General features: G+C 68.2%; 30 protein-coding genes. All 30 read left to right on the top strand.

Annotated features, from left to right (window positions below; genetic code table 11):
* Positions 1-2: 2 nt before the first annotated feature.
* The 30 genes from G3A50_RS14400 to G3A50_RS22850 all read left to right on the top strand — a co-directional run bounded on the left by G3A50_RS14400 (position 3) and on the right by G3A50_RS22850 (position 24,248).
* Positions 3-152 carry a hypothetical protein gene (locus G3A50_RS14400; protein WP_163075910.1) on the top strand — a complete coding sequence of 50 codons (150 nt, stop codon included), beginning with the start codon at positions 3-5 and terminating at the stop codon, positions 150-152.
* A gap of 3 nt (positions 153-155) precedes the next feature.
* Positions 156-1,268 carry a peptidoglycan-binding protein gene (locus G3A50_RS14395; RefSeq protein ID WP_163075909.1) on the top strand — a complete coding sequence of 371 codons (1,113 nt, stop codon included), beginning with the start codon at positions 156-158 and terminating at the stop codon, positions 1,266-1,268.
* On the top strand, positions 1,265-1,522 hold the full coding sequence (locus G3A50_RS14390) for a hypothetical protein (RefSeq protein WP_163075908.1): 258 nt from the start codon (positions 1,265-1,267) through the stop codon (positions 1,520-1,522). Before G3A50_RS14395 ends, G3A50_RS14390 begins: the two co-directional genes overlap by 4 nt.
* A gap of 126 nt (positions 1,523-1,648) precedes the next feature.
* Entirely contained in the window at positions 1,649-1,864 is a 216-nt protein-coding gene (locus G3A50_RS14385; protein WP_210255143.1) for a TraR/DksA C4-type zinc finger protein, read from the top strand.
* Entirely contained in the window at positions 1,865-2,245 is a 381-nt protein-coding gene (locus tag G3A50_RS14380; RefSeq protein WP_163075907.1) for a DUF2730 family protein, read from the top strand. It abuts the gene before it with no gap.
* Positions 2,242-2,541 (top strand): VpaChn25_0724 family phage protein, encoded by a 300-nt coding sequence (locus tag G3A50_RS14375; RefSeq protein ID WP_163075906.1) that lies wholly within the window; start codon positions 2,242-2,244, stop codon positions 2,539-2,541. The genes G3A50_RS14380 and G3A50_RS14375 overlap by 4 nt, the downstream gene beginning before the upstream one ends.
* A 1-nt stretch (position 2,542) precedes the next feature.
* Positions 2,543-3,142, top strand: coding sequence for a phage protein Gp27 family protein (locus G3A50_RS14370; RefSeq protein ID WP_163075905.1), 600 nt, complete (start codon positions 2,543-2,545; stop codon positions 3,140-3,142).
* On the top strand, positions 3,126-4,805 hold the full coding sequence (locus tag G3A50_RS14365) for a hypothetical protein (protein ID WP_163075904.1): 1,680 nt from the start codon (positions 3,126-3,128) through the stop codon (positions 4,803-4,805). The genes G3A50_RS14370 and G3A50_RS14365 overlap by 17 nt, the downstream gene beginning before the upstream one ends.
* On the top strand, positions 4,805-6,463 hold the full coding sequence (locus G3A50_RS14360) for a DUF935 domain-containing protein (RefSeq protein ID WP_163075903.1): 1,659 nt from the start codon (positions 4,805-4,807) through the stop codon (positions 6,461-6,463). Before G3A50_RS14365 ends, G3A50_RS14360 begins: the two co-directional genes overlap by 1 nt.
* A 72-nt stretch (positions 6,464-6,535) precedes the next feature.
* Positions 6,536-7,867, top strand: a complete 1,332-nt coding sequence (locus tag G3A50_RS14355; RefSeq protein ID WP_163075902.1) for a phage head morphogenesis protein — start codon at positions 6,536-6,538, stop codon at positions 7,865-7,867.
* Between the two features lie 97 nt (positions 7,868-7,964).
* The gene (locus G3A50_RS14350) at positions 7,965-8,486 is read left to right on the top strand and encodes a phage virion morphogenesis protein (RefSeq protein ID WP_163075901.1); all 522 of its coding nucleotides are present in this window, start codon (positions 7,965-7,967) and stop codon (positions 8,484-8,486) included.
* A gap of 207 nt (positions 8,487-8,693) precedes the next feature.
* Positions 8,694-9,713, top strand: a complete 1,020-nt coding sequence (locus G3A50_RS14345) for a phage protease (protein ID WP_163075900.1) — start codon at positions 8,694-8,696, stop codon at positions 9,711-9,713.
* A gap of 1 nt (position 9,714) precedes the next feature.
* Complete coding sequence (locus G3A50_RS14340; protein ID WP_163075899.1) at positions 9,715-10,125, top strand: hypothetical protein; 411 nt, start codon at positions 9,715-9,717, stop codon at positions 10,123-10,125.
* Positions 10,126-10,134: 9 nt separating this feature from the next.
* The gene (locus G3A50_RS14335) at positions 10,135-11,028 is read left to right on the top strand and encodes a Mu-like prophage major head subunit gpT family protein (protein WP_163075898.1); all 894 of its coding nucleotides are present in this window, start codon (positions 10,135-10,137) and stop codon (positions 11,026-11,028) included.
* A 14-nt stretch (positions 11,029-11,042) separates the two neighbouring features.
* Entirely contained in the window at positions 11,043-11,741 is a 699-nt protein-coding gene (locus G3A50_RS14330; protein ID WP_163075897.1) for an HI1506-related protein, read from the top strand.
* Between the two features lie 41 nt (positions 11,742-11,782).
* Positions 11,783-12,205: a gp436 family protein gene (locus tag G3A50_RS14325; protein ID WP_163075896.1), complete on the top strand. Its 423-nt coding sequence runs from the start codon at positions 11,783-11,785 to the stop codon at positions 12,203-12,205.
* A 1-nt stretch (position 12,206) separates the two neighbouring features.
* Positions 12,207-12,824, top strand: a complete 618-nt coding sequence (locus G3A50_RS14320; protein WP_163075895.1) for a hypothetical protein — start codon at positions 12,207-12,209, stop codon at positions 12,822-12,824.
* A complete protein-coding gene (locus G3A50_RS14315) occupies positions 12,821-13,018 on the top strand; it encodes a DUF2635 domain-containing protein (protein WP_163075894.1) in 198 nt (65 codons plus the stop codon). The genes G3A50_RS14320 and G3A50_RS14315 overlap by 4 nt, the downstream gene beginning before the upstream one ends.
* 14 nt (positions 13,019-13,032) lie before the next feature.
* Entirely contained in the window at positions 13,033-14,496 is a 1,464-nt protein-coding gene (locus G3A50_RS14310) for a phage tail sheath subtilisin-like domain-containing protein (RefSeq protein ID WP_343037843.1), read from the top strand.
* Between the two features lie 38 nt (positions 14,497-14,534).
* Positions 14,535-14,894, top strand: coding sequence for a phage tail tube protein (locus G3A50_RS14305; protein ID WP_163075892.1), 360 nt, complete (start codon positions 14,535-14,537; stop codon positions 14,892-14,894).
* A complete protein-coding gene (locus G3A50_RS14300; RefSeq protein ID WP_163075891.1) occupies positions 14,891-15,370 on the top strand; it encodes a phage tail assembly protein in 480 nt (159 codons plus the stop codon). Before G3A50_RS14305 ends, G3A50_RS14300 begins: the two co-directional genes overlap by 4 nt.
* Complete coding sequence (locus tag G3A50_RS14295) at positions 15,367-15,507, top strand: hypothetical protein (RefSeq protein WP_163075890.1); 141 nt, start codon at positions 15,367-15,369, stop codon at positions 15,505-15,507. The genes G3A50_RS14300 and G3A50_RS14295 overlap by 4 nt, the downstream gene beginning before the upstream one ends.
* Before the next feature lie 11 nt (positions 15,508-15,518).
* Positions 15,519-17,831, top strand: coding sequence for a phage tail tape measure protein (locus G3A50_RS14290; RefSeq protein ID WP_163075889.1), 2,313 nt, complete (start codon positions 15,519-15,521; stop codon positions 17,829-17,831).
* Positions 17,831-19,111: a DNA circularization N-terminal domain-containing protein gene (locus G3A50_RS14285; RefSeq protein ID WP_163075888.1), complete on the top strand. Its 1,281-nt coding sequence runs from the start codon at positions 17,831-17,833 to the stop codon at positions 19,109-19,111. Before G3A50_RS14290 ends, G3A50_RS14285 begins: the two co-directional genes overlap by 1 nt.
* Complete coding sequence (locus tag G3A50_RS14280) at positions 19,108-20,334, top strand: phage baseplate assembly protein (protein ID WP_343037815.1); 1,227 nt, start codon at positions 19,108-19,110, stop codon at positions 20,332-20,334. Before G3A50_RS14285 ends, G3A50_RS14280 begins: the two co-directional genes overlap by 4 nt.
* 7 nt (positions 20,335-20,341) lie before the next feature.
* Entirely contained in the window at positions 20,342-20,908 is a 567-nt protein-coding gene (locus G3A50_RS14275; protein ID WP_163075886.1) for a phage baseplate assembly protein, read from the top strand.
* A gap of 52 nt (positions 20,909-20,960) precedes the next feature.
* Positions 20,961-21,431 carry a phage GP46 family protein gene (locus tag G3A50_RS14270; RefSeq protein WP_163075885.1) on the top strand — a complete coding sequence of 157 codons (471 nt, stop codon included), beginning with the start codon at positions 20,961-20,963 and terminating at the stop codon, positions 21,429-21,431.
* A gap of 1 nt (position 21,432) precedes the next feature.
* On the top strand, positions 21,433-22,533 hold the full coding sequence (locus G3A50_RS14265; RefSeq protein WP_163075884.1) for a baseplate J/gp47 family protein: 1,101 nt from the start codon (positions 21,433-21,435) through the stop codon (positions 22,531-22,533).
* A complete protein-coding gene (locus tag G3A50_RS14260) occupies positions 22,530-23,141 on the top strand; it encodes a YmfQ family protein (protein WP_163075883.1) in 612 nt (203 codons plus the stop codon). Before G3A50_RS14265 ends, G3A50_RS14260 begins: the two co-directional genes overlap by 4 nt.
* A 12-nt stretch (positions 23,142-23,153) precedes the next feature.
* Positions 23,154-24,248: a glycine-rich domain-containing protein gene (locus tag G3A50_RS22850; protein ID WP_163075882.1), complete on the top strand. Its 1,095-nt coding sequence runs from the start codon at positions 23,154-23,156 to the stop codon at positions 24,246-24,248.
* The last annotated feature ends 5 nt before the right edge of the window (positions 24,249-24,253 follow it).

Genomic DNA, 24,253 nt, shown 5'->3' with positions numbered 1-24,253 from the left:
GCATGCTCATTCTCCTCGCCTTCCTTTTCGCCGTGCTGGCCTTCGCCATCAGCCTCGCGTCCGGCGCCATGGCCAGCAAGAGCCTGGTGCGGGCCGCGTTCACTGCGGTGCTCACATTCCTCGTCGGCACCCTCATCGGCGTGGGAGGCTGATCGATGGCGGGTTCCGTCTCCATTCTCCGCCAGTTGGCACCGCAGGCGGCTCCGGCCCTGGTCACGGCGCTTGGCCGCACGTCGGATCTTGAGAAGGCCGGCATCACCACGCCGCTGCGCCTTGCGCATTTTCTGGCGCAGATGGCGGTCGAAACCGGCGGCTTCACCCGGTTGCGCGAGAGCGGGCGCTACAGCGCCAAGCGCATCGTCGAGGTGTTCGGCGTCGGCCGGCATTCGGCGGCCGTGACCAAGGCCGAATCCAGGACGCTCGCCTATAATGAGTATGCCCTGTTCGAACGGGTCTACGGCACCGGCAACCCGAAGAAGGCGGCGGAGCTGGGCAACCGCAAGAGCGGTGACGGCTATCGCTACCGCGGCGGCGGCGCGATGCAGAACACCGGGCGCGCCTCCTATGCCCGGATCGGCCTCGAAGATCGGCCGGAGCGCATCACGACCGCCGAGTGGTGCCTGGTCGGGGCCTTCGAGCACTGGACCAGGACCGGCTGCAACGCGCTCGCCGACCAGAACGATATTCAGGCGATCACTCACCGCATCAATGGCGGCTACAATGGCTATGCCGCGCGGGTCGCCTGGTTCAACAAGATCTGGCCTTTGGTGCGCACCCCGGACGCCCCGGCGGAGTCGTGGCAGGCCGCGGGCGCCTCGGAATCGACCCGCCTGCTGCAGAGCCAGCTCAACCAGCTCGGCTATGACCTCAAGGAAGACGGACGGATCGGGAAAAGGACCACGGCCGCCGTCGAAGCCTTCCAGAAGGCCAACGGCCTCACCGTCGACGGCATCGCCGGCTCGATCACGAAAGAGGCGATCCGCGCCCGGCTCGCGGGGACGGCGCCGGCTACCGGCTCGGCCGCGCCATCTGCGCCTGGTCCCGGCCGCGAGGCGGCGATCGGCGTCCCGCTGGCCGCGCTCGGTGAAGGCGGTCAGCGCCTGATCTCTCAGGCCGACATCCTGAAGGAATATGCCGGTCTCTCCGACTGGATTGTCTGGGGCGCCGGCGGGCTCACCGCCATCGGCGTCACCATCGTCACCATCGGCATCGTGCGCACCTATGTGGTGCCGGCGATCTGGCCGAAACGCGCGCCGGTGGCGGAATGAACCTGGTCGCGCTCCTCACCACCACCCGTATCGGGCAGGCCATTCTCTGGGTCGCCGGCCTCGTGCTCGCCGCCTGGGCGATCGTCGCCAAGCTCCTGGCCGCTGGTCGCGCCCAGGAGCGGACCCGGCAGACAGAACAGTCGCTTGAGAACCTCCGCGACCGACAGGAAACGAACCATGAAGTTGATGGCCTTGGCGATACTGCTTTGCGTGGCCGCCTCGGTCGGTGGGTGCGCAAAGCCGACCGGCAATAGCTGCGACGGCTGGGAGCCCATCCAGCCGCAGGCAAGCGATGTTGCGACTGTCTCGCCCGAGTTGGGCCGCCAGATTGTCGCTCACAATGAGTACGGCGAGCAGCACTGCGGTTGGAAGCCTGACTGATGGACCTGCTCGATCACGCCCAGCTCGTCGAGGAAGAGGACCGGCGGCGCGCGATCGTCGCGCGCCAGGAGATGTTGCGCGGTTGCGGCCGCAAGAACTGCATGGCGTGCGGTGACCCGATAGGCACCGATCGGCTCGCCGCCATGCCGAACGCCGTCCGGTGCCTGCGCTGCCAGGAAGGGCGCGAGCGCTGGAACAGGCGAAAGGGACAGTAAGTGGAAGAGATTTTCCTGCGGTGGGGGCCGCTGCTGGTGGCCAGCATCAGCCTGATCTTTTCGATCAGCTCGGCGCGCAGCAAGGCCGCCGTCGAGCGCATGAACGCGATCGAGGCCAAGGTCGAAGGCAAGGCGCCGATCAGGGCGCTCAACGAGGCCGCAGCGCGGATCGACGCGCTCGAAGACAGGACGTCGCGGCTGGAAGGCGAGATGCGCCACATGCCCTCGCGCGACCAGACCCACGAACTGGCGCTGGCGCTACGGGAGATGAAGGGCGAACTCGGCGTGCTCGCCGCCCAGCTCAAGCCGATCTCGCACACGACGGAGCGGCTGCAGGAATTCCTTATCGACGAGGCGAAGGCACGGCGGGTGGGTGCATGAGCATGGACAAGCTGATCCGCGAGGAAGCGCGGCTGATCATCCTCAAGGCGCTGGCCGACCAGCCCGACGAGACGCTGAACAGCAATCTGCTGGTCGGGGTGCTGGCGTCGTTCGGCATCAATCGGGAGCGGGCCTGGGTACATGGCGAGCTGTCCTATCTCGCCGAGATGGGCGCCCTGCGCGTGACCGAGGCCGGCACGGTGCGGATCGCCACGCTCACCGAGCTGGGCGGCCGCCATGTCAACCGGCACATCGCCATCGAGGGCGTGAAACGCCCCTCGCGCGTGGACGCCTGACATGGCGGGCCGCGGTCGCCTCAACAGTCTCGACCTCCTGCCACCCGAAGCGGAAGACGATGTCGTGTGGGCATGTCAGGAGCTGGCCGCGCGCCAGCGCACGATTGCCGACGTCCTGTTCGAGTTCAACGACCGACTGGAAGCCAAGGGGCTCGAAGGCGTCTCTCGCTCGGCCTTCTACCGGGCGGCCGCGGACAAGGCGGCGGCGCAGACCCGCATGCAGCGAGCGCGGGAGATGTTCAAGGGCATCGCCAGCCAGTTCACCGCCGAGGATGTCGACGAGAACACGATCATCCTGGGCGAGTTCATCAAGACGTTGATCATCGAGCTGACGCATGACGGCGCGGGCATGAAGTCTCCGAAAGAGGCGATGGAGCTGGCGCGGGCTTTCCAGGCGACGGTGGCGGCGCAGAAGATCTCGACCGACCGGCGGCAGAAGCTCCAGGCCGAGTACGACAAGCGCACCGAAGCCACGATCGAGCGCGTCGCCAAGGAAGGGGGCCTGTCGGCCGATGTCGTCGCGCAGCTGCGCCGCGACTTCCTCGGCGTGCGGCCCAAGCCGGCCGCGCCGGCGGAGGGTGCCGATGTCGCCGGATCCTGACAAGGTCGCCGGCGCCCCGGTCCTCGCCCGTACCGAAGCCGGACTGCCGGACGAGCTGCCGCGCGGCGCGGAGATCCCCGCCGATCTCGATCCGCTGGCCGAGGGCGTGCTCATGCGCCACCAGGCCGAATGGATCGAGGACCCGTCCGACCTGAAGCTCGGCGAGAAAGGCCGGCGCACCGGCGTGACCTTCGCCGAGGCGCTCGATCACACGCTGATCGCCGCGGCCAAGCGCTCCGCCGGCGGGCAGAACTGCTTCTATATCGGCGACACCAAGGACAAGGGCCGGGAGTTCATCGGCTATGTCGCGCATTTCGCCCGCGTGGTGGCGAAACAGCTCATCGCTGTCGAGGAGTTCCTGTTCGCCGACCAGCGCGAGGACGGCACGGTGGCGCAGATCCCGGCCTATCGCTGCCAGTTCGCATCGGGCTTCCGGGTCGAGGCGCTGTCGTCCCGGCCGGAGAATATTCGCGGCCTGCAGGGCACGGTGTGCATCGACGAGGCCGCCTATCACAAGGATGTCCGCGGCGTGCTCGACGCCGTGAACGCGCTGTTGATCTGGGGCGGCAAGATCCGCGTCATCAGCACCCATAACGGGGTGATGAACCCGTTCAATGAGCTGATCCGTGAGGCGAAGGCCGGCAAGGTGCCGTTCTCGCTGCACTTCATCCCGTTCGCCAAGGCCGTCGCCAATGGCCTCTTCAGGCGCGTCTGCCTGATGAAGGGCGTGCCCTGGTCGGCCGAGGCCGAGGCGGCATGGGAAGCGAAGATCCGGGGCGCCTATGGCGTGCGCCAGGCGGCGATGCGACAGGAGCTGGACGCGATCCCCGCCGAGGCGGAAGGGTCCGCGCTCACCCGCGTGCAGATAGAAGCCTGCATGGCGGACGGCGTTCCGATCCTGAAATGGCAGCGCGACGACGATTTCAAGAACGCGCCGGAGCATGTGCGCAAGGCCGACGCTCGCGACTGGTGCGAGCGCGAGCTGCGCCCGATCCTGGAAGCGCTCGACCCGGCGCGGGCGCATTATTTCGGCGAGGACTTCGCGCGCAAGGGCGACGCCACCGACATCCTCGTGCTGGCGGTGCAGCCGAACCTGGTCCGGCAATCGGTGCTCCTGGTCGAGCTGCGCAACGTGCCCTTCGACCAGCAGCGCGAGATCCTGTTCTACATCTGCGATCGGTTGCCCCGGCTGTCCGGCGGCGCGCTCGACGCCAATGGCAACGGCGCCTATCTCGCCGAGGTCACGGCCCAGCGCTATGGCGGCGAGCGCATCGTCGAGGTGAAGGCCACGACCGAGTGGTATCGCAAGAACTCGACCGCCTATGTCGAGGCGTTCGGCGACCGGACGATCGTGCTGCCGCGACATGAGGATGTGCTGCAGGACCACCAGGCGCTCGCCTATGTGAACGGCGTCATCAAGGTGCCGGACGATCATCGCTTCAAGGGCTCGGACGGCTATGAACGCCATGGCGACACGGCGATCGCCGGCACCATGGCGTGGTTCGCCAGCACCATGGACCCGGTCGAATACGGCTACCAGGCGGCGCCGGCCGCGCGCGCGCCGCTCGGCGGTGCCAGCTCCGGCGACCGCTGGATGCGCCCCGACCATGACGATGATGACCGCCGCGGCAGACTTCTGCCCGGCCTGCGCGGAGGCTTGTGATGGCCCGGCTCTCGACAATCCTTGGGCCGGATGGCCTCCCGATCGACAAGGAATCGCTGTTCGGCCCGCCGAAGGCCGGCCCCACGCTTGCCGGCGTGCGCTCGCCGATCTCCGGCCACCCGGCCGACGGGCTGACGCCGAACCGCCTTGCCGCGATCCACCGGGCGGCGGCGGCCGGCGACCCGCTGGCCTATTTCGAGTTGGCCGAGGATATCGAGGAACGCGACCTGCATTACGCGGCGGTGCTCGGAACCCGCAAAAGGCAGGTGTCGCAGATCCCGATCACGGTCGAGGCGGCGTCCGACGAAGCGGTGCATGAGAAGCACGCCGATTTCGTGCGCGAATGGCTCGATACGGATGTGCTCGACAGTGTGCTCTTCGACATGCTCGACGCCATCGGCAAGGGCTTTTCGATCCTCGAAATCGAATGGCAGAGCCGGCCGGGTGCGGTGACGCCGGCCGGGCTGCACTGGCGCGATCCGCGGTGGTTCACCCTCGACGATCTCTCGCTCGACGAGCCGATGCTGTGGGAGCATGGCGGCAAGGAAATGCTGGAGCCGCACCGCTATGTCGTGCACCGGCACAAGGCAAAGTCCGGCCTCACCATCCGCTCGGGCATCGCCCGCATCGCCAGCTGGGCGTGGATGTACAAGGCGTTCACGCTGCGCGACTGGGCCATCTTCACCCAGAATTACGGACAGCCGGTCCGGGTCGGCAAATACCATTCCGGTGCCACCGATGCGGAGCGCGACGTGCTCTGGCGCGCGGTCTCCAGCATTGCCGGCGACTGCGCCGCGATCATCCCCGAATCGATGATGATCGATTTCGTCGAGGTCAAGAACGCGGCGGACGGATCGGCACTCTATGAGAAGCGCGCGGACTGGATGGACCGGCAGGTCTCCAAGCTGGTGCTCGGCCAGACCGCCACCACGGACGCGGCGCCGGGATCGCACGCCATCGGCGGCACGCACCGCCTGGTGCAGGAGGACCTGGAGCGTTTCGACGCCGGGCTCGTGTCGACGACGCTCAATCGCCAGCTCGTGCGGCGCATGGTGGCGTTCACCTTCGGACCGCAGGAGAAGTATCCCAAGCTGACCATCGGGCGACCGGATGAACTGCCGATCGACACTGTCGTCACCGCCCTGGAGAAGCTCGGCCCACTGGGGCTCGAAGTCGAGGAGAGCCAGGTGCTCGACCGCCTCGGCTTCACCGCGCAGGCGGAAGAGGCCAATGGCAAGCCGGTGCGGGTCATCGGCGGGCGTACGCCGGCGCCGATCCTGCCTGCGCCGGACTCCATGCCGCCAGGACGGCGGGCGCCGGCGCCCGCTGCGCCGCAGAGGAAGCCGGAGGAGAAGCCGGCGCTGCAGGCGCGCGGCATGCTGAACCGCCTGTTCGACCTGCACGCCGCCCAGCGCGAGCCCGATCCCGTCGACCGCCTCGCCGACCGGCTCGCCCAGGACGCCGCCGGCGCGATCGCCGGGCTCACCGATCGGGTACGCGCCGAGTTCGAAGCGGCCGAGGACCTGCCGGACCTGATGTCCCGCCTCGATCGCCTGGAACTGGACGCCACCGAGCTGCGCGCCGCGATGGCGCGAGGGATGGCGCTGGCGCATCTGGTGGGCGAGGCCTCGATCATCGACGAGCTGCGCGATGGGTAGCGCAAGCACCCGGCTGCGCTGCCGCGTTCCGTTCTGCAAGCGCGCCGCGATCGAGGCGGCGGGGGGAATCGCGTGACAACGACCGTGAGCGCGATCGACCTGCCGTTCGACGAGGCGATCGCCTATCTGCGGCAGAAGACCAATGCGACCTCCGAGCACTGGGCCGACGTGTTCGGCGAGGCCAATGCCCGCGCCTTCACCGTCGCCGGCGCGGCGACCGAGGACCTGGTCGGCGACTTCCGCAAGGCTGTGGCCGGCGCGATCGAGAACGGCACCTCGCTCGGGGAGTTCGCCAAGAGCTTCGACGCGATCACGGCAAAGCACGGCTGGCTGCACAATGGCACGCCGGCCTGGCGCTCGCGGATCATCTTCGAGACCAATCTCGGCATGGCCTATTCGGCCGGCCGCTACGTGCAGCAGACCGAACCGGAGACGCTGGCCGCGTTTCCGTTCTGGCAGTACGTCCATTCCGGCGCGGCGCATCCAAGGCCGGAGCACCTGGCCTTGAACGGGCTCACGCTGCGCGCGGACGATCCGTTCTGGAAGACGCACTATCCGCCCAATGGCTGGGGCTGCGGCTGCTGGGTGCGGCCGGTGTCGGCGCGCGGCCTCTCGCGCATGGGCAAGAGCGGGCCGGATACGGCGCCGGTCATCGACACAAGGCCCTGGCGCAACCCGCGCACCGGCGAGATCAAGCACGTCCCTATCGGCATCGATCCCGGCTTCGACTACAACCCCGGCCAGGTGTGGAAGGCCGAGCGCGTCGATCTGCCCGCCAATGCGACGCTGAAGCCGCCGGCGCCGATCGACCCCGCCGACCTGCTGCCCGCGCAGCCCGCCCGCCCGGAGGCGCCGATTCGGCCCGGTATCGATCCGGGTCCGGTGGAGATCGAGCCGCCTGTGCCGGGCAACCCCACGCCCCCGATTCCGCCGGCGCCCCGCGATGTGGTGGAAGATTTTGCCCGCCGGGTCCTAGCCGGCGACATCAACGACCCGGCGCGCGCCATCTACGCGGCCGAGCTGCCGGCGCCCATGGCGGCGCGCCTGGCCGGCACGGGCGGGAACCGCGTCGAGCTGTCGGCCTTCCGCGTGCTGAAGGTCGCCGGGCGCGCCGGCGAGATGGCCGGTCGCGCCAGCACCGCGCATCCCGAGGTGACGTCGTCGATATGGGGCCACCTGCAGGAGATGCTGGATCAGGGCGAGGCCTATGCCAGCGTCCGCCACGGCTGGCCGCAGGTCGAGGTGGTGCACCGGATCGAGGGCCGTCCCTGGCGACTGATCCTGCGCCGCGTGCTGCAGCCGGACGGCACGACGCGGCTGGACGTGCCGACGCTCATGCGGATCAGCGATCGCGAGGCCGCACGATTCGGCAGGGTGCGCGGGCGGGAACGGCTGGGGAAATGAGGTGCATGGTGGGTCGCAACATCCACGCGGTCGAGCCGGTCAAGGCGAATGGCTCATGCACCTCACCCCTTTATAGCGCATTTCGGAGACTGGTTAAATGGCCGGTGTAACCCTCGAAACCACTGTCGCCGGCTCAGAGGCCGCCCGCCGCGCCTTCGCTCAGCTCGCGCGCGTCGTGTCCAACACCACGCCGATCATGGCGGCGATCGGCACCGGCCTGGTCGAGAACGTCCATCAGCGCTTCGAGAATGAGGTCGATCCCGACGGCCAGCCCTGGGCGCCGCTGAACCCGGCCTATGCGAGCATCAAGCGCGGGCCGGGCATCCTGCGCGAGAGTGGCATGCGCGGCGGCCTGATGGGCTCGATCACGCGGCGCGCCAGCCATGACAGCGTCGAGATCGGCACCAACAAGATCTATGCCTCGGTGCACCAGTTCGGCGCCGTCATCCGGCCGGTGAACGCGCCCAAGCTGCGCTTCATGCTCTCGACCGGGCTTGCCTCCGCCGACGAGGTCGAGATCCCCGCACGCCCCTTCCTCGGCTTCAGCCGCGAAGACCAGTTGACGGTGCTGGAGACGCTGGCGGATGCTCTCGATCGCGCCGTCGGCCTCGGTCGATAGTGTGCCCGGCGCCGTCGATCGGGCTCGACGCGGTCTCTGAGAGCGATTAAGAGCCGAAAGAGGCGCCCAGGGCGGCCTTTCGGTGCCCGTTGGCTAGATCGGCCCGGCCGCCCCACACACAGGCGCCACGCGCGCCCCAGGACGGGCCGGCCTAGACCGCGAACGCGGTCATGAACAGGCGCCCGCCCGCCCGCCATTGTGGCGGGCATGTTCATCGTCACACTCCATAGCGCACTGCCCGCGACCGATGGCGCGCCCGACTGGGTGCACCTGGTCCCGGCCGGCACATTCTCCGGTGCGGATGGGCGCGGTCCGTACCGGGTGCGCGACGCGGCCGCGGTGATCCGCCAGTCCATGGCGGCGGCACGCCTGCCGATCGACGAGAACCACGCCATCGACATCAAGGCGCCGAAGGGCGAGCCGTCCCCGGCGCGTGGCTGGATCGTCGAGATGCAGGAGCGCAGCGACGGGATCTGGGGTCGCGTCGAGTGGACCGAGGCCGGCAGGGCGATGGTCGCCGGCAAGGACTATCGCGGCATCTCGCCGGCCATCTCGCGCGCCGCCGACGGTGAGATCGTCGCGGTGCTGCGCGCCTCACTCACCAACACACCGAACCTTACGCAGCTTGCCACACTGCATCACCGGAGCGACTCCATGAATTTTCTCGAACAGCTGCGCAAGCTGTACGGGCTCGCCGACACTGTCGCCGAGGCCGACGTGCTCGCGGCCGTGACTGCCCAGAAGACGGCGGTCGACACCCACGCCTCGCAGCTCGCGGCCATCCGCGCGGCGGCCGGGCTCGCGGCCGACGTGGCACCGGACGGTATCGTCACCGAGCTGCAGGCGCGCCAGTCGACCGGCGACCAGGCCGCGGCCCAGCTGCGCAGCACGGTGGTCGATCTGCAGACGCAGCTGACCACGCTGCAGGCCGACACCGCGAAGCGCGAGGCGGCCCGTGTCATCGACGAGGCGATCGCCGCCGGCAAGGTCGGCCTGGTGCCGCTGCGCGAGCACTACATCGAGCGCCACATGGCGGACCCGGCGGCCGTGATGAAGGAGATCGGGGCCATGGTGTCGCTGCACGCCAGCGGCCGCGTGATCCCGTCCAAGCCGGCGAATGGCGAGGTCGTGCTCTCGGCCGAGGAAGAGCGCACCTGCGAACTGATGGGAATCGATCTCAAGGCGTATGCCGAGCAGCGCAAAGCGCTGAAGATGGAGGTGCTCTGACATGTCCGCGCTCACTCAGGATCGCAACACGCCCTATCGTTCCGGCGCTATTCGCACACCCGGCGTCGCCGCCGGGGTGAAGATCTACGCCGGCGCCCTGGTCATGGCGACGGCCACCGGTTTCGCAAGGCCCGGCGGCGTTGCCACCACGCTGAAGCCGCTCGGCCGCGCCGAAGAGCAGGTGGACAACAGCGCCGGTGCCGATGGCGACGTCATCGTCCCGGTGTCGGTCGGCATCTTCCGGTTCGGCAACTCCGCCGCGGCCGACGCCATCACCGCCGCCGATATCGGGTCCAACTGCTACGCGGTTGACGATCAGACGGTCGCAAAAACCAACGGCTCCGCCACTCGCTCGGTCGCCGGCGTCATCTGGGACGTCGATGATCTCGGCGTCTGGGTCAAGATCGGCTGAGGAACCCCCATGCTGCTCAATAGCGCTTCCCTTCGTTCCCTCTATGTCGGCTTCTCGGCGGCCTTCCAGTCGGGTTTCGCCGGCGTCACGCCGCAGTATGGCCGCGTGTCGATGTCGGTGAACTCGACCACCGCCGAGACCGAATATGGCTGGCTTGGTGAGATCCCTCGCATCCGCGAGTGGATCGGCGACCGTGTCGTCAACAACCTCGAAACCCACGGCTACTCGATCAAGAACAAGACCTTTGAGTCCACGGTCGGGGTGAAGCGCGAGCGGATCGAGGACGACAATCTCGGCATGTACACGCCGATTTTCCAGGAGTTCGGCCGCTCGACCGCCACCTTCCCCGACGAGCTTGTGTGGCCGTTCCTGAAGAAGGGCTTCGCCACCAAGTGTTATGACGGCCAGTATTTCTTCGACACCGATCATCCGGTGCTCGACGAGAATGGCGTCGTCCAGTCGGTCTCGAATTCCGGTGGTGGCGCTGGCACGCCGTGGTTCCTGATGGACACGTCGCGCTTCGTGAAGCCGGTGATCTATCAGAACCGTCGCCCCTTCAAGCTCACCGCGAAGGACCGCCTTGAAGACGAGAATGTCTTCATGAAGGACGAATTCCTGTACGGCACCGATGGCCGCTGCAATGTCGGGTTCGGCTTCTGGCAGCTGGCTTATGGGTCGAAACAGACCCTCGACGCCGCCGCCTATGCTGCCGCGCGTGCGGCCATGGGCAGCGTCAAGGGCGACTATGGCCGCCCGCTGGGCGTCAAGCCGAATCTTCTGGTGGTGCCGCCGGCGCTGGAGAGCGCAGCCCTCAAAATCCTCAACAACGAGATGTCCGCCGGTGGCGAGACCAATGAGTGGAAGGGCACGGCCGAGCTGCTTGTCGTGCCGTGGCTGGCCTGATCGGGAGCGTCGCCATGAACCGCATCGTCGTCACCAGCGCCCGTCCCGGTTTCCGCCGGGCCGGCATCGAGCACCCGGCGCGCAAGATCTATGCGCCGGGCGAGCTGACCGATACCCAGCTCGACGCGTTGCGCGCCGAGCCGGAACTGACCGTCGCCGAGATAACCGCGAGCGAAGAGTCCCGGCCGGTGGACGGGACGTTGCCGTCCACCGGCCGGGGTGCGGTCGACCGTCTCGCGGTCCTGATGCTGGCGATGGGGGCATCGGGCCCACTGGCGGCGTTGATCTCCGCGCATCTCGGTGAACTGGCCGAGAGGGCCCTGGTCCGCCACGTGGCCCCGGCCGCGTTCGCGGGGCTCGCCTCGGACCGGTGCAAGGATCTGATCGCCGAGCACGGCTATCGCCTCGGCGTGAATGGAATTCTGGAGCCCCGGCAGACGGCGGACGCCGAGGGGCAGCAGGCAGAGCCGGAGGCCGAGACCGTCGAGACGCTCGACGGTGAGGCCGCCCCGGCGTCGGGTGACGAGGCCGAAAGCCTCGCCGTGCCGACGTCGGAAACCGGCGAGGTGTCGGAGGCGGGTGCTGCGCCCGCCTCCGGTGCCGACCTTGTCTCTCACGGCGAGCAGGCAACCGACGTTGTCTCTCAGGAAACGGCATCCGTTGAAGACAAACCCGCTCCCGCGCCGGCCAAGAGCCGCCGCAGGCGCAGCTAAGACCGCTCTCAACCCGCTCTCGGAACCTGCCCGGAACCGCCATGTACGCGACCGTCAATGACATGATCAGCCGTTTCGGAGAGGAGGAGATGACCCGCCTCTCCGTCGCCGATGGCGATATGCCGGAGGCGGTGCAGCGGGCGCGCATCGAGCAGGCGATCAACGACGCCTCCCGCCTGATCGATAGCTATCTCAGGAAGCGCTATGCCACGCCCGTTGCCCCGGCTCCTGCCGAGCTGGTGCGGTCTGCTTGCCTGCTGGCCCGCTATGATCTGGCTCTCGGCGGCGATCGCGAGCCGACCGAACAGATGCGCCTGGCGCGCAAGGAGATCATCGGCTGGCTCGAAGTCCTGGCGATCGGCAAGGCGTCGCTGGAAGGCGTCGTTGCGCTGGCCAGCGACAGCGGCGCGCGGACCTCCGACCGGGCGCCGGCCTTCACCACGCGCGCCGGCGGGGGGCTCTGACATGCAGGCTCCCGTCGCTCCCGTCCGCCAGATCGATCCGATCACGGCGCTGCATCGGCATGTCGTCGCGCTGCTGGCGCCGTATTTCGACGCGCGCAAGTGGGGCGAGGTCGAGGCGATCACGCTGCCGCTGACCTATGACAGCTTCCGCTCGATCGCGAAGACCACGCCCCGGCTCTATCTGGGCTTCAACGCCTTCATGGCGAAAGGGACGTCCGCGCGCATGCTGGATGGCGATCTGTCCATGCGCCTGGTCATTGTCACCAAGGCCGGCTCGGCGAAGCAGCCCGGCTATTTCGGCGACCGTTTCGCGCCCGGCCTCTATCCGTCGCTGTTCGCCGCCGCCACCGTGCTGCACGGGCGGACCATCGCGGATCTCGGGTCGCTCCAGGTGACGGGCGTCAACCAGGGCGCCGCCGAGGGGATGGCCGACATCAGCGCCCTCGTCGGTCATGTCGACTTCAAGATGCGCGCGAGTTGCGGCGACTTCCTCGGCGAAGCCGCCGCCGCCCCGGACTTCGTCCGCCTCATCTCCTCCTTCGAGGTCAACGCCCCGTCCGACGCCGATCCCGGCTTTGACATGGGCGGCGACATCACCCTGCCCGGAGACCCCGCATGAAGACCTATGTGATCCCGACTTCGGGCGCGGCGCTGCCCTGTCCCGGCGGCGTGCTGCCGCCCGAGGGCGACTATGTCGAGATGAACCGCTTCTGGCGCCGCCGCCTCGCCGACAAGGATGTCGTCACCGGCAAGCCGCCCAGGGCGCCGGCGGCCGAGCCCGACTCCGCCGACACCGCCGCGAAAAAGAAGTGAGGTGAGCCGTGACCATGACGTTTGACGAGATCCCGTACAACTGGCGCAAGCCCGGCGTCTACACCGAGGTCAAGCCGCGCTATGTGCGCAAGGGGCTGGTGGACTTCCCGGCGCGCGCCATCATCGTCGCGCAGATGCTCGCCACCGGCGTCGCCGAAGCCGGCAAGCGCTACCCGATCACTCGCGACGACGAAGGCAAGGCCTATTGCGGCGCGGGTTCGGTCGGCGCCGAGATGGTCAAGTATTTTCGCAAGGTGAACAAGGCGACCGAGCTGTATCTCGTGGCGCTCCCCGACGATGCCGCCGGCATCGCGGCCACCAAGACCATGACCCTCACGGGATCGCCGACCTATGGCGGACCGTTGCCGCTCTATGTCGAGGAAACCCGGATCCAGCTGGCGCTGACCGCCGCGCAGACGGTAGCCTCGATCGCGACGGAGGTCGCCGCCGCCGTGAACGCGCTCGACGATCTGCCGGTCACCGCCACGGCGGCGCTCGGTGTCGTCACCCTCACGGCCAAGCACAAGGGCGAGGTGGGCAACCATATCAGCGTGCGGGTGGCGAGCGAGGCCGGCGACAGCGTGCCGGCCGGGCTTACCGCCGTCGTGGCCGCCGATGTCGTCGGGGCAAACAATCCCGATGTCGACACCGTGCTCGATGCCATTTCCAACGAATGGTACACCGACGCCGCTTTCGCCTGGGACGACGCGACCAACCTCGGCAAGATCGCCGCCGACTTCGCCGCGCGCTTTACTGCGGCGGCGAAGAAGGACGCCCATGCCTATATCGGCTGCCGCGGCACCTATGCCGAGCTGGTCGCCAAGGGCGCGATCACGAACTCGCCTTTCATCACGCCGATCGGCGCCAAAAAGGCGCGCTCGGCGCCGTGGAAATGGGCGGCGGTGCTCGCCGGCATCGGGGCGGCCCAGCTCGCGACCGATCCTGCCCGGCAGCTGCGCTCGCTGGTGATGACCGGGATCGGCGCGCCCGACTATGAGGACTGCTTCACGGCGGAGGAACAGAACCTGCTGCTGGGCAAGGGCATGTCGACCTGGAACCGGCTCGACGATGGCAGCGTCGTGCTGGAGCGCGTGGTCACCACCTACAAGGTGACGACGCTCAACGTCGATGACGACGCCTGGCTCGACATCATGGTGACCAAGACCGCCAGCCGGATCCGCTACGACTGGAACGCCTATTGCGACCAGACCTATCCGCGCAACAAGCTCGCCGAGGATGACTCGATCGCGGCCGAGCACGCCGAGAACGTCTCGACACCGAAGCGGCTGCACGGCAGCTGGGCGGGCCGCTGCCAGCTCTACGCCCGCAAGGGCTGGATCATGCAGACGGACCGCACCATCGGCGAATCCGCCTTCGAGATCGACGAAGACGACAAGAACGTCGCGAATTCCCGGCTCGTCATCAACATCATCGGCAATCAGATGGTGCTGAAGGGGTCGCTGGAATTCGAGGTCTGACGCGGCGGCCACGCCCGCGCACATCAGGAGGATAGGCCGTGCAGTCACTCGGCATCATCGACATCATCTGGAAGGGCCGGAAGATCGACATCGAGCCCGGCGCCAAGCTGCTGCTCGGCGGGCTCCAGAACAAGGGCGTCACCACCGGGCGCAAGCGCAAGCGGGTGAGCGAGTTCAAGGAATCGATCGTCACCTGTACCACCACGCTCGATCGCGGCCAGAGCGCCAGCGACATCTACGACCCGGTCGAGGGCGAACTGCAGGTCCAGTGCGACACCGGCCAGACCTACACCTTCGCCGATGCGTTCATGACCGAGCGCCCCGAGTACTCCGGCGGCGAGGGCGGCAAGGCGACGATCAAATGGGAAGGCGGCGACTATGAGGAGATCGTGAATTGAACACGCGCGGCCAGGACACCACCACCATCGTGCTCGACGACGAGGTCTCCGGCGCGCCGGCGCCGGCCGGGACGCCGGCCGTCGCCATCGTCTCCGACCAGGTCGAGGTTGTCGTCGACGAGGATGCCGGTCTCGACGGCGAGCTGCCCGACCGCGCGGTGCGGAACCCGAACGGCACCATCACGCTGCCGCTGCGGCTGCAGGCGTCGATCATCCGCCGCTCGGCGCGCAATGGCGACCGCAGCGAGACCATCACCGAGCTGACCTTCGGCCGCCTCAACGGCAAGGCGGTGCGCGCGGTCATGTCGACCTCGGAAGCCAACAAGCCGATCGTCATGCTCGCCAAGTCCACCGGGCTCAACGAGGCGGTCATGAACGCGGTGTTCGACCTGATGGACGCCGCCGACATCGCCGACGCGCAGCAGATCGTCATGAGTTTTTTCGGCAGTGGTTCGCGGGCGAAAACCCGCTCGTGATCCTGGGCGGGCTCGCCGCCAATAGCGGGTTCTCGGCCAAGGAAATCGAGAGCTTCGATGTCGACCAGGCGCGCTGGTGGTGGAACGCTCTCAGCGCCTACCACCAGCGCGTCAAGGAAATCCAGGACCAGCAGTAGGGGAGCGCCATATGGCCGGCCGCACAATGGACCTTTCGATCCTGGTGCGGCTGGTCGACCGGCTCACCGGGCCGCTTGGCGCGCTGCAGCGCAAATTCGCGCAGTTCGCCCAGCTCGGCCAGCGCATCGGCATCCTCGGCGCCGCCGCCGCCGCCATCTCCTTCGCCGCCCCGATCATGTCGGCCGCAGCCTTCGATCAACAGTTGCGGGACATCGTGGTAACGGCGGGCAAAGTGGGCCCGGCGGCTGAGGACCGTATCCGTCAGTTGGCGGCAGGATACTCCGAGCTCGCCCTTCAGATCGGGATTGCGTCCAGTGAGATCGCAGCCGCCGGCGGCCTGCTGATCGCTTCCGGCATGGACGACGCTTTAACCAATCGCCTGCTTCCTACGATCGGCCGGGTATCCAAGGCGGCATCCGCCGCCACCGGCGACGTCGCCAAAGTCGCCTTCGCGCTCAACAACTCGCTCGGCGTCACGGCGGACGAGATGGAAGTCGCCTTCGCCAAGCTCATCACCGCCGGCAAGCTCGGCCGCTTTGAATTCCGGGACATGGCGCGCGAGTTGCCCGAACTCGCCTCGCAGTTCACGAAGTTCAAGATTCAGGGCCTCGACGCGGTCGAGACGTTGGGCGCGTCTCTGCAGGTGGCGATGTTCGGCACCGACAATACCAGCGCCGCAGCCAACAATTTCAAGAACTACCTCTCGAAGGTGCTCTCTCCGGATGCCGTAAAGAACTTCAAGGAGTTCGGCGTCGACATCGAAGGGGTGATGAAGAATGCCGCTGCGAAGGGGATCAATCCCATCGAAGCGTCGATCCAGAAGGTGCTGTCACTGACCGGCGTCTCGCAGGAGAAGGCGCTCGCTTTCTTCAAAACGGCGAAGGATGGCGGGATGACAGATGTCCAGGCCGCCGCTGCCGCTGTGGAGCAAATCCGAGCGATCGGCGCCACCGGCAAGCTCACCAACATTTTCGGCGATATGCAGGTGCTGGATTTCCTGCTGCCGATGCTCGCCAACATCGACAAGTACAAGGAATTCAAGAAGGAGATCGCGGGCGCCGGCCTCGATGTGATCGCGCAGGACTACGCCACCCAATGGAACGGCCTGCAGACGCAGATGACGATCGCCCAGGAGATCGCGACCCAGGCGACGCGGCGCATCGGCCTCGGATTCGCGCAGAACCTGCCGTGGATCAATGAATGGGGCAAGGCGGCACTCGGCTGGGTCCGCGAGATCGACGCGACCTATCCGGGCGCGATCGACACGGTGCTCGGCCTGACGGGTGCGTTCCTCGCCGGGATTGCCGGGCTCGCCATCATGGTGCCGGCACTCACCATTCTCTCGGCCGCCTTCGGTGTGCTGGCGGGCATCGTCGGGTTCGTGCTTTCGCCCATCGGCCTGGTGGTCGCGGCCCTCGCCGGTCTCGCCTATCTGATCTACGCCGACTGGGCGACGTTCGGACCGTTCTTCACCTATATGTGGGGAGAGGTGAAACAGGCCTTCTCCGATGGCGTCGACGCTGTCACCCGGCTGTTTGCCGGCGACTGGGTTGGTGCCGGTGCCGCCGGCCGGCGCATTCTCGCCGCTCTCGGCAATATCGGCCGGTCGGCAATGGCCGTGCTTCGGGGCGCCCTGCGGCCGGTACTCGCCTGGCTCGACGACGCGCTCGGCGGCATACCGAGCAAGCTGCTCAGGATCGGCGCGGGCATCGCCACGGCGATCGGGAGTTTTGCCACCACAATATGGGACCGGGTGTCTTCGACCTTCAGCGGCGATCGCTCGCCCATTATCGACTGGCTGCTCGGCGGGCTCGGCGCGCTCGGCTCAATGCTGCTCTCCGCCGTGACGTCCGGGATTGATTTCCTCGCCAACCTTGAGGATGACGACTGGCGCACGCTCGGCGAACGGTTCGGCAACGCCCTTGTGGATGCTCTCAAGGCGCCGTTCGGACCTTTAATGACCTGGTTCACAGACCTTCCGGGCCGCATCCTGGCGGCGATCGGCTCGATCGATGTCAGCAGCCTCATCAGCTGGCCCTCGCTGCCCAGCTGGCTGGGCGGCGGGAGCGCCGCGCCGGCGAACGACAACGCGCCGGGCACGGCACCTGCGGCGGCACCTTCTGCCCAGCCGCAGCGCCAGGGCTTCGCCGTGCCGCCCGGCGGCTTCGCCTCGCCCGCATCGATGCCCGCGGCCGGGCGCTCGCAGGTCGGCGGCCAGATCGTGGTGTCGGCGGCGCCCGGCACCAAGGTCGAGAGCGTGAAGAGCGCCAATGCCGACGTGCCGCTGAAGGCCGACAATGGCCGCATGGTGGGGCGGATCTGATGTCCATCTTCGACAACGCCACCGATCTCCTGCCCGGCCTGCTGCCGGCCGCCTGGCGCGGCGTGCCGTTCTTCATGCCGGACAGTGCGCATGATGTCGGCCGGCGCGTGCTGCTGACCTATTTCCCCGGCATCGACATGCCGGCCGCCGAGGATTTCGGCGACTATGCCGGGCCGATCAATGTGTCGGGCGTCTATGTCGGGGCGGATTATGTGGCGGTCGCCGCCGCGCTGGAGCTGGCCTTTCGCACGCCCGGCCTCGGCACCCTGCTGCATCCGTGGCTCGGCGAGAAGACGGTGATCTGCGAACGGCCGGCCTCGATCCGGTTCGCCGATCGCGCCCTCGGCCTCGTCACCTTCGACGCCAGTTTCACGCCGGTGACGGTCGACCTGGCGCCGGTGACCTCGACGCTGTCCGGCCTGCTCGGCGCGGCCGACCTGGTCATCGCGTCCGCCGGCGTCTTCATCACCGCCTCGCTTGTCGGCGCGTCCGCCGTGGCGGTGCTGGCGCATGCCCATGACACCGCCAGCGCCTGCGCCTCTGTCGTCGACGACACCGTGGCCGACGCCCCCGAAAGGCCCGGCCTCACGCCGAACCTTGCCCCGGCAAGCGCGGCGGTCGCGCTCGCCGTGGCGGCCGATAGCGGCGGGGCCGCCAGTGCCGATCTCGCCGCCGCGGTGACGGGTCTGGGTGGGCCGATCGCCGCCGCCGGCATCACGGTGCCCGCCCCGGCGATCAGTCCGGCGGCCGGCTACGAGGCGCCCGAGCCGCCGATCACCGCACGCCGCGCGGTGACGCTGCTGCGTCAGATCGCGGCGGCGATCGCCGGCATCGAGACGCTTAACGTGCCCGCGGCGGCTCTCGCGCTTGGCGCACGCGTCGCCGCGCTGGCCCATGCCTGCCGCGCGGCGGCGGATATCGCCTATGAAAGCCGCCAGGACGCGACCTCGGTCCGTGCCGCGCTCGATGGCGAGCTGGCCGCGGTGGGCGAACTTGCGGCCGACTTCGCCCAGGACGCGCCGGGCGCGGGCGCGGCGCTGTGGGTGGCCATCGCGGACCTGCGCGCGGCGCTGGCGCGGGACCTCTCCGAGATCATCGGCCGGCTGCCGTCCGTCATTACGGTGACGCCACCCTACGGCATCAGCGCCTGGCTGGTCGCGCAGCACTATGCCGGCGACGATCCGCGCGACGTCGTCGCGATGATGCAGGACCTGGTGTCACGCAACCGGCTGCGTCATCCCGGCCTCATCAGCTCCGATACGATCGAGGTGCTGCTGTGAGTGCGGTCTATAATCCCACACGGCGCTGGACGCTGACGCTCGACGGCGCATCGTTCATGGAGTGGACCTCTGTCGAGGTCGAGCGCGACATGCAGGACATGACCGGCGTATTCCGGTTTGAACTGCGCGATGCGCTGTCATCCGCGAACACGCTGATCTTCGCCACGCTCGCCGGCTACAAGGATCGGGTACGCCTGGGCGTCACGGCCGAAATCAAGCTCGACGGCGAAACCATCATGAAGGGCTGGGTCGACACCGTGGCACCCCACCTGCGTGACGGCGAGGCCAGCGTGAGCATTTCGGGATCGGACAAGGCGCGCGACCTGATCGACGGCGCGGCCACCGTGGATGGGCCGAGCGAGTACCGGGGCAAGACGGTGGACGCCATCATCGGCGAGATCGTCAAGCCCTATGGCCTATCGGTGCGGGCCGAGGTCGATGTCGGCGCCCAGCTCGACCGCTTCACGATCGACGGCGGCGAGACCGCGATGTCGGCGATCGAGAAGGCGCTGCGCCAGCGCGGGATCCTTGCGACATCCGACGGCGTCGACACGATCGTGCTCACCAGGACGGGCGCGAAGCGCGCGCCGGCGCCGCTCGTCCTGCCGGGGAATGTCGTCTCATCCTCGGGTGAGTTCACGATCGAAGGGCGGCACAGCGAGTACCGCGTCAAAGGTCAGGCCGAGAAGGCCGCCGGCAAGCGCCGGAGTACGCTGCGCCTGGATGCCACCGCCGCGCCGCTGGACAGCGACCCGGCCGACTGGATCGCAGACCAGGAGGCGACTGAGGGCGCTGGCGTGGAAATCGAGGGCAAAGCCGTCGATCCCGAGATGAAGCGCTATCGCCCGCTCGTGACCCTGGGCCGCACACAGCTCACCGCCGAGGGCGCGCAGACGCAGGCGGAATGGATGGCCCGCACGGCGCGCGGCAGCTCCGAGCGCCTCGAATATGAGGTGAAGGATTATCGCGCCGGCGACGAGCAGCGGCTGTGGCGCGTCAACGAGCTGGTCCCGGTCGACGACCGTTTCCAGGGCGTGAACCGCGACATGCTGATCGCCGGCGTCGTCATGGTCTATTCGCAGGACGATGGCGGTCTGACCCGGCTGCGGGTGACCTCGCCCGAAGCCTATGACACCGAGCCCGAGGGCGCGCGCCGCAGCAACCACGCGAGGCAGGGCAAGGCTGCCGCCAAGCCGCTCGACAGCACGGCCTACGCCCTGTGAGGGAGACATGAGGCTCTCGGAACTCGCCCTCCAGCTGCGCGGCCTGGTCTCGCGGGCGCTGGTGAAATCCTCGCTCGATACGGGCGAGAGCCAGACCGTCGATGTGCGCATCCGCGCGGGCCACGACGCCACCGAGGTCGAGGTGCTGCAGCCCTTCGGCTTCGCCAGCCGGCCGCCGGATAACGGGCTGGTCGTGCTGCTCGCTGTCGGTGGCGACCAGGGCGACATGGTGGCGCTGCCGGCCGGGTCGCCCGGCAACCGCCTGGGCAATCTGGATAGCGGCGAAGCCGCGACCCACGGCATTCTCGGCAACCGATTCCACGCCAAAAAGGACGGCACGCTGCACGCCTGGTCGCCGTTGCGGGTGCTGGGCGAGGTCGGGGAGGCCGAGTGCGAACTGACCAAGACCCTGTTTCGCGGCAGGCTGGGCAAGGGCGAGGGCGCGCCGCGCGTGACCGTGACGCCCGACTTCGTGAAGCTGCGCATCGGCAATGACTGGATCGTGGTGCAGGATGGACAGATCATAGCCTCGAAGCCGATCATCATCGGCGCGGATCCTGACCCCAGCCTGTAGACCGCGCATGCGGTCATGACCGGCGATCCCCGCGCGCGCGACATTGCGCGTCATGGCAGCTTATTTCGATCTCGCACTCGTCTACGACCCGGCCACCCGGCGCTGTGACCTGCAGCTGGCTGGGGATGGCGACCTGCTGGTCGACGAGACACCGGCGACGCCGATGCTGCTGGCCTTCGGCTGCGATCGCCGCGCCCGGCGGGATGATGAACTGCCGTCCGGCATCTCCGAACTGAATCAGCCGGTGTCCTTCGTCGAGCGGCGCGGCTGGGCCGGCGACGCGCTCGATATCCGTTATCGGCAGGCCGGCAGCCGCTGCTGGCTCGGCGAGCGGCTGAAGGAGACCGAACTCACCCGCCAGATGTTCGTGGAGTGGCTGAAGGAAGCCTACGCCTGGGTGCTGGCAGAGACCGGCAAGCCGGCCGAGATCACGGTCGAGTGGGTGCGCAAGGAAGTGCTTGCCGCCCGCATCGTGGCGGACGGCCGCGAGATCACCATCAACCGCCGCGTCGGGAGCGCGTGAGATGGCGTTCCCGATTTCCGATCCGCGCACGCTGACCCGCCGGCTCGAAACGCTGGTCGAGGCCGGCATCCGCGAGGTGCGTCCGGACGTCGATCCCGGCGCCCTGGCGCGGGCGGTGCGCTCGCCGCGCGGCATGTACGCCATCATCATCCGCGCCTTCGTGCTGGGCCTCTATGAGGTCCACCTGCATCTGCGCTGGTGGGGACAGCAGTATTTCCCCGACACCGCCGAGGCCGAATTCCTTGTCCGTCACGCCGATATCTGGGGCATCACCCGCCGGCCCGCGACCTTCGCGATCGGCCGGGCCGAGGTAACGGGTACGCCGGGCACCCTCGTGCCGGCCGGCGAACTGCTGCAGGGCTCCGGCGTCACCTATGAAGTAACGGAGGCCGCTGTTGTCGATGGCGAGGGCTCGGCCATGCTCTCGGTGCGCGCCGCCACCTCCGGCACGATCGGCAATGCCGCCGCCGGCATCGGGCTCTCCTTCATCGCGCCGATCGCCGGCCTGACCGAACAGGTGGCGACGATCGACGATGCCGGCGTGACCGGCGGCGCCGAGGTCGAAACCGACCCGTCGCTGCTCGCGCGACTGTTGCAGCGCATCCGCCAGCCCGCGCATGGCGGTGCCGATTTCGACTATCCGGTCTGGGTGCAGAACGCCTTCGCGGCCTCGCAGGTGATGACCATCCCCAACATGATCGGCCGAGGCTCGGTCGGCGTGGTTGTGGCGATGGGGACGCGGGCCAATCCGCGTGCCCCGACCGAGACCGAGATCGCGGCGATCGGCGCCTATCTCGATACGGTGCGGCCGGTGACGGCCGAGCGCGCCGTCGTGCCGGCGATCATCGTGCCACGCAACATGACGCTGCAGCTGACGCCCTCGACCTATGCGGTGCAGGAGGCGGTGAAATCCGCCTGGCGCACCTTCTTCGCCGCAGAGGCCGAGATCGGCGGCACCCTCAAATTCTCCCGCCTCTCCGAAGCCGTGTCCTCGGCCGCCGGCGAATATGCGCACCGGTTCATCGCGCCGACCGCCGACATCGTCTCGGCCGCCACCGAGCTGTCCGCGCCCGGTGTCGTGACCTGGGAGCCAGAGGAATGAGCCGCTCGGCCGAGGATGCACACAAGGAACTGATGTCGCTGATGCCGCCGGGCTGGATCTGGCCGCGGCCGGGCGACGGCAGCCTGATCGGCGCGTTGCTCGCGGCGCCGGCGACGCTGTTTGCCGAGATCGAGGCCGTCGCCGAGGAGATGATGGACGAGGTGGACCCGCGCACGGCGAGTTACTGCCTCACCGATTTCGAGCGCGTCCTGGGCCCCGACCCGTGCGGGCGCGATGTCTCGACGCTGCCGAAGAGCGATCGCCAGCAGCTTGCGCACCAGCGCTGGACCGCGCGCGGTGGCCAGTCGACCCCCTACTTCATCGACTATGCGGCCAAGCGTGGCGTCACGATCACCATCGACGAGTTCACCCTGACACGCGCCGGGCGCGCGCGGGCCGGCGATCGTGTCGTCAACCATCCCGAACAGTTTCTTTGGCGGGTGAACGTGCCGCTCGGCAACTGGCGCATCGCGCGCGCCGGCCGGGCTGTCGCCGGCGACCGGACCTACCAGTTCGCCCTCTCGGACATCGAGTGCGACATCCGCCGGCTGAAGCCCACCCACACCGAAGTGACCTTCAACTACCTGCCCGATGGCAGCGAGATCTGAGGAGCAAGACACATGGATCGCGTCAATGGCGAGGACTGGGTTGATATCGGCGGCGGCAAGCGCGGCTTCCGTGGACAGAACGATGTCGCCGGGCTTCCCGGAACGGAGATCGCGTCGGCCTGGCTCAATGGCGTCCAGGAAGAAATTCTGACCCCTATTGAGAAATCGGGAGGAGTAGCTGCCGCGGGCGCCAATGACCTGCTTGCCAAGGCTATCCGCTCTCATGGTCTGAATCTCGTCGTAGCTGGTGGTACGGCGGATGCGATCACAGGCACGCTTTCGATACCGATCACCAGCTATACGGAGATCCTAAACGCGCCGATCCTGATCAAGTTGGGAGCGGCCACGAACACTGGCCCCGGAACAATCAATCTCGGACCGGGTGTCGAGCCTTGCACCCGCATGGACGGCACACCGCTCCGGCCGGGCGACTGGTCGGCCAACGGCCTCATCACGGTGGCCCACGACGGCGCCGCCTTCCGATTGCTCGGCGTCTCCAACAGTTCTGCGCCCCGGCGCGTATCGACCTCATTCTCTACGCCCGGCGTCTATTCGTACACGGTTGGCCAAGGCGTTTATGCGCTGGATTTGCAGCTGTGGGGCGGCGGCGGCGGTGGAGGTGGTGCAGGCTCAAACGGCCCGCCAACGGCAGCACCTGGGGCCGGATCCGGTGGGTATAAGAGGAAGCGCGTAGATGTCACGCCTGGCCAGGTGTTGGCTGTGATTGTCGGCGCGCCGGGTGCGGGCGGCATTGCAGGTGGCGGCTCTGGTCAGTCGGGTGGATCGTCATCCGTCGGGGCATTGCTGACGGTGGCGGGCGGTAGCGGCGGAACCGGCGCGGTCGACGGCTACAGCGGGGCGGCGGGAGTAGGTGGCGCCGCCACCGGTGCGGACATAAACCGGCCCGGCCGATATGGCCAGGGGCCTATCGCGGCCGATGTGCCCATCGGCGGCATGGGCGGCGCGGCTTTCGCGGGCGCGCCATCCGGCCCGAATACGGCGGCGGGCCAAGAAGGCGTCTTCCCCGGCGGCGGCGGCAGCGGCGGCACTGGCGATCTTGCCGGCGGCTCTGGTGCGTCCGGCTGGGTCATCATCACCCCGGATTGAGGATA

Source organism: Ancylobacter pratisalsi (assembly GCF_010669125.1).
In the GTDB taxonomy this organism is placed as follows: Bacteria; Pseudomonadota; Alphaproteobacteria; order Rhizobiales; family Xanthobacteraceae; genus Ancylobacter; species Ancylobacter pratisalsi.
The sequence above is the reverse complement of the archived record's forward strand: the minus strand, read 5'-3'. Positions and strand labels throughout refer to the sequence as shown.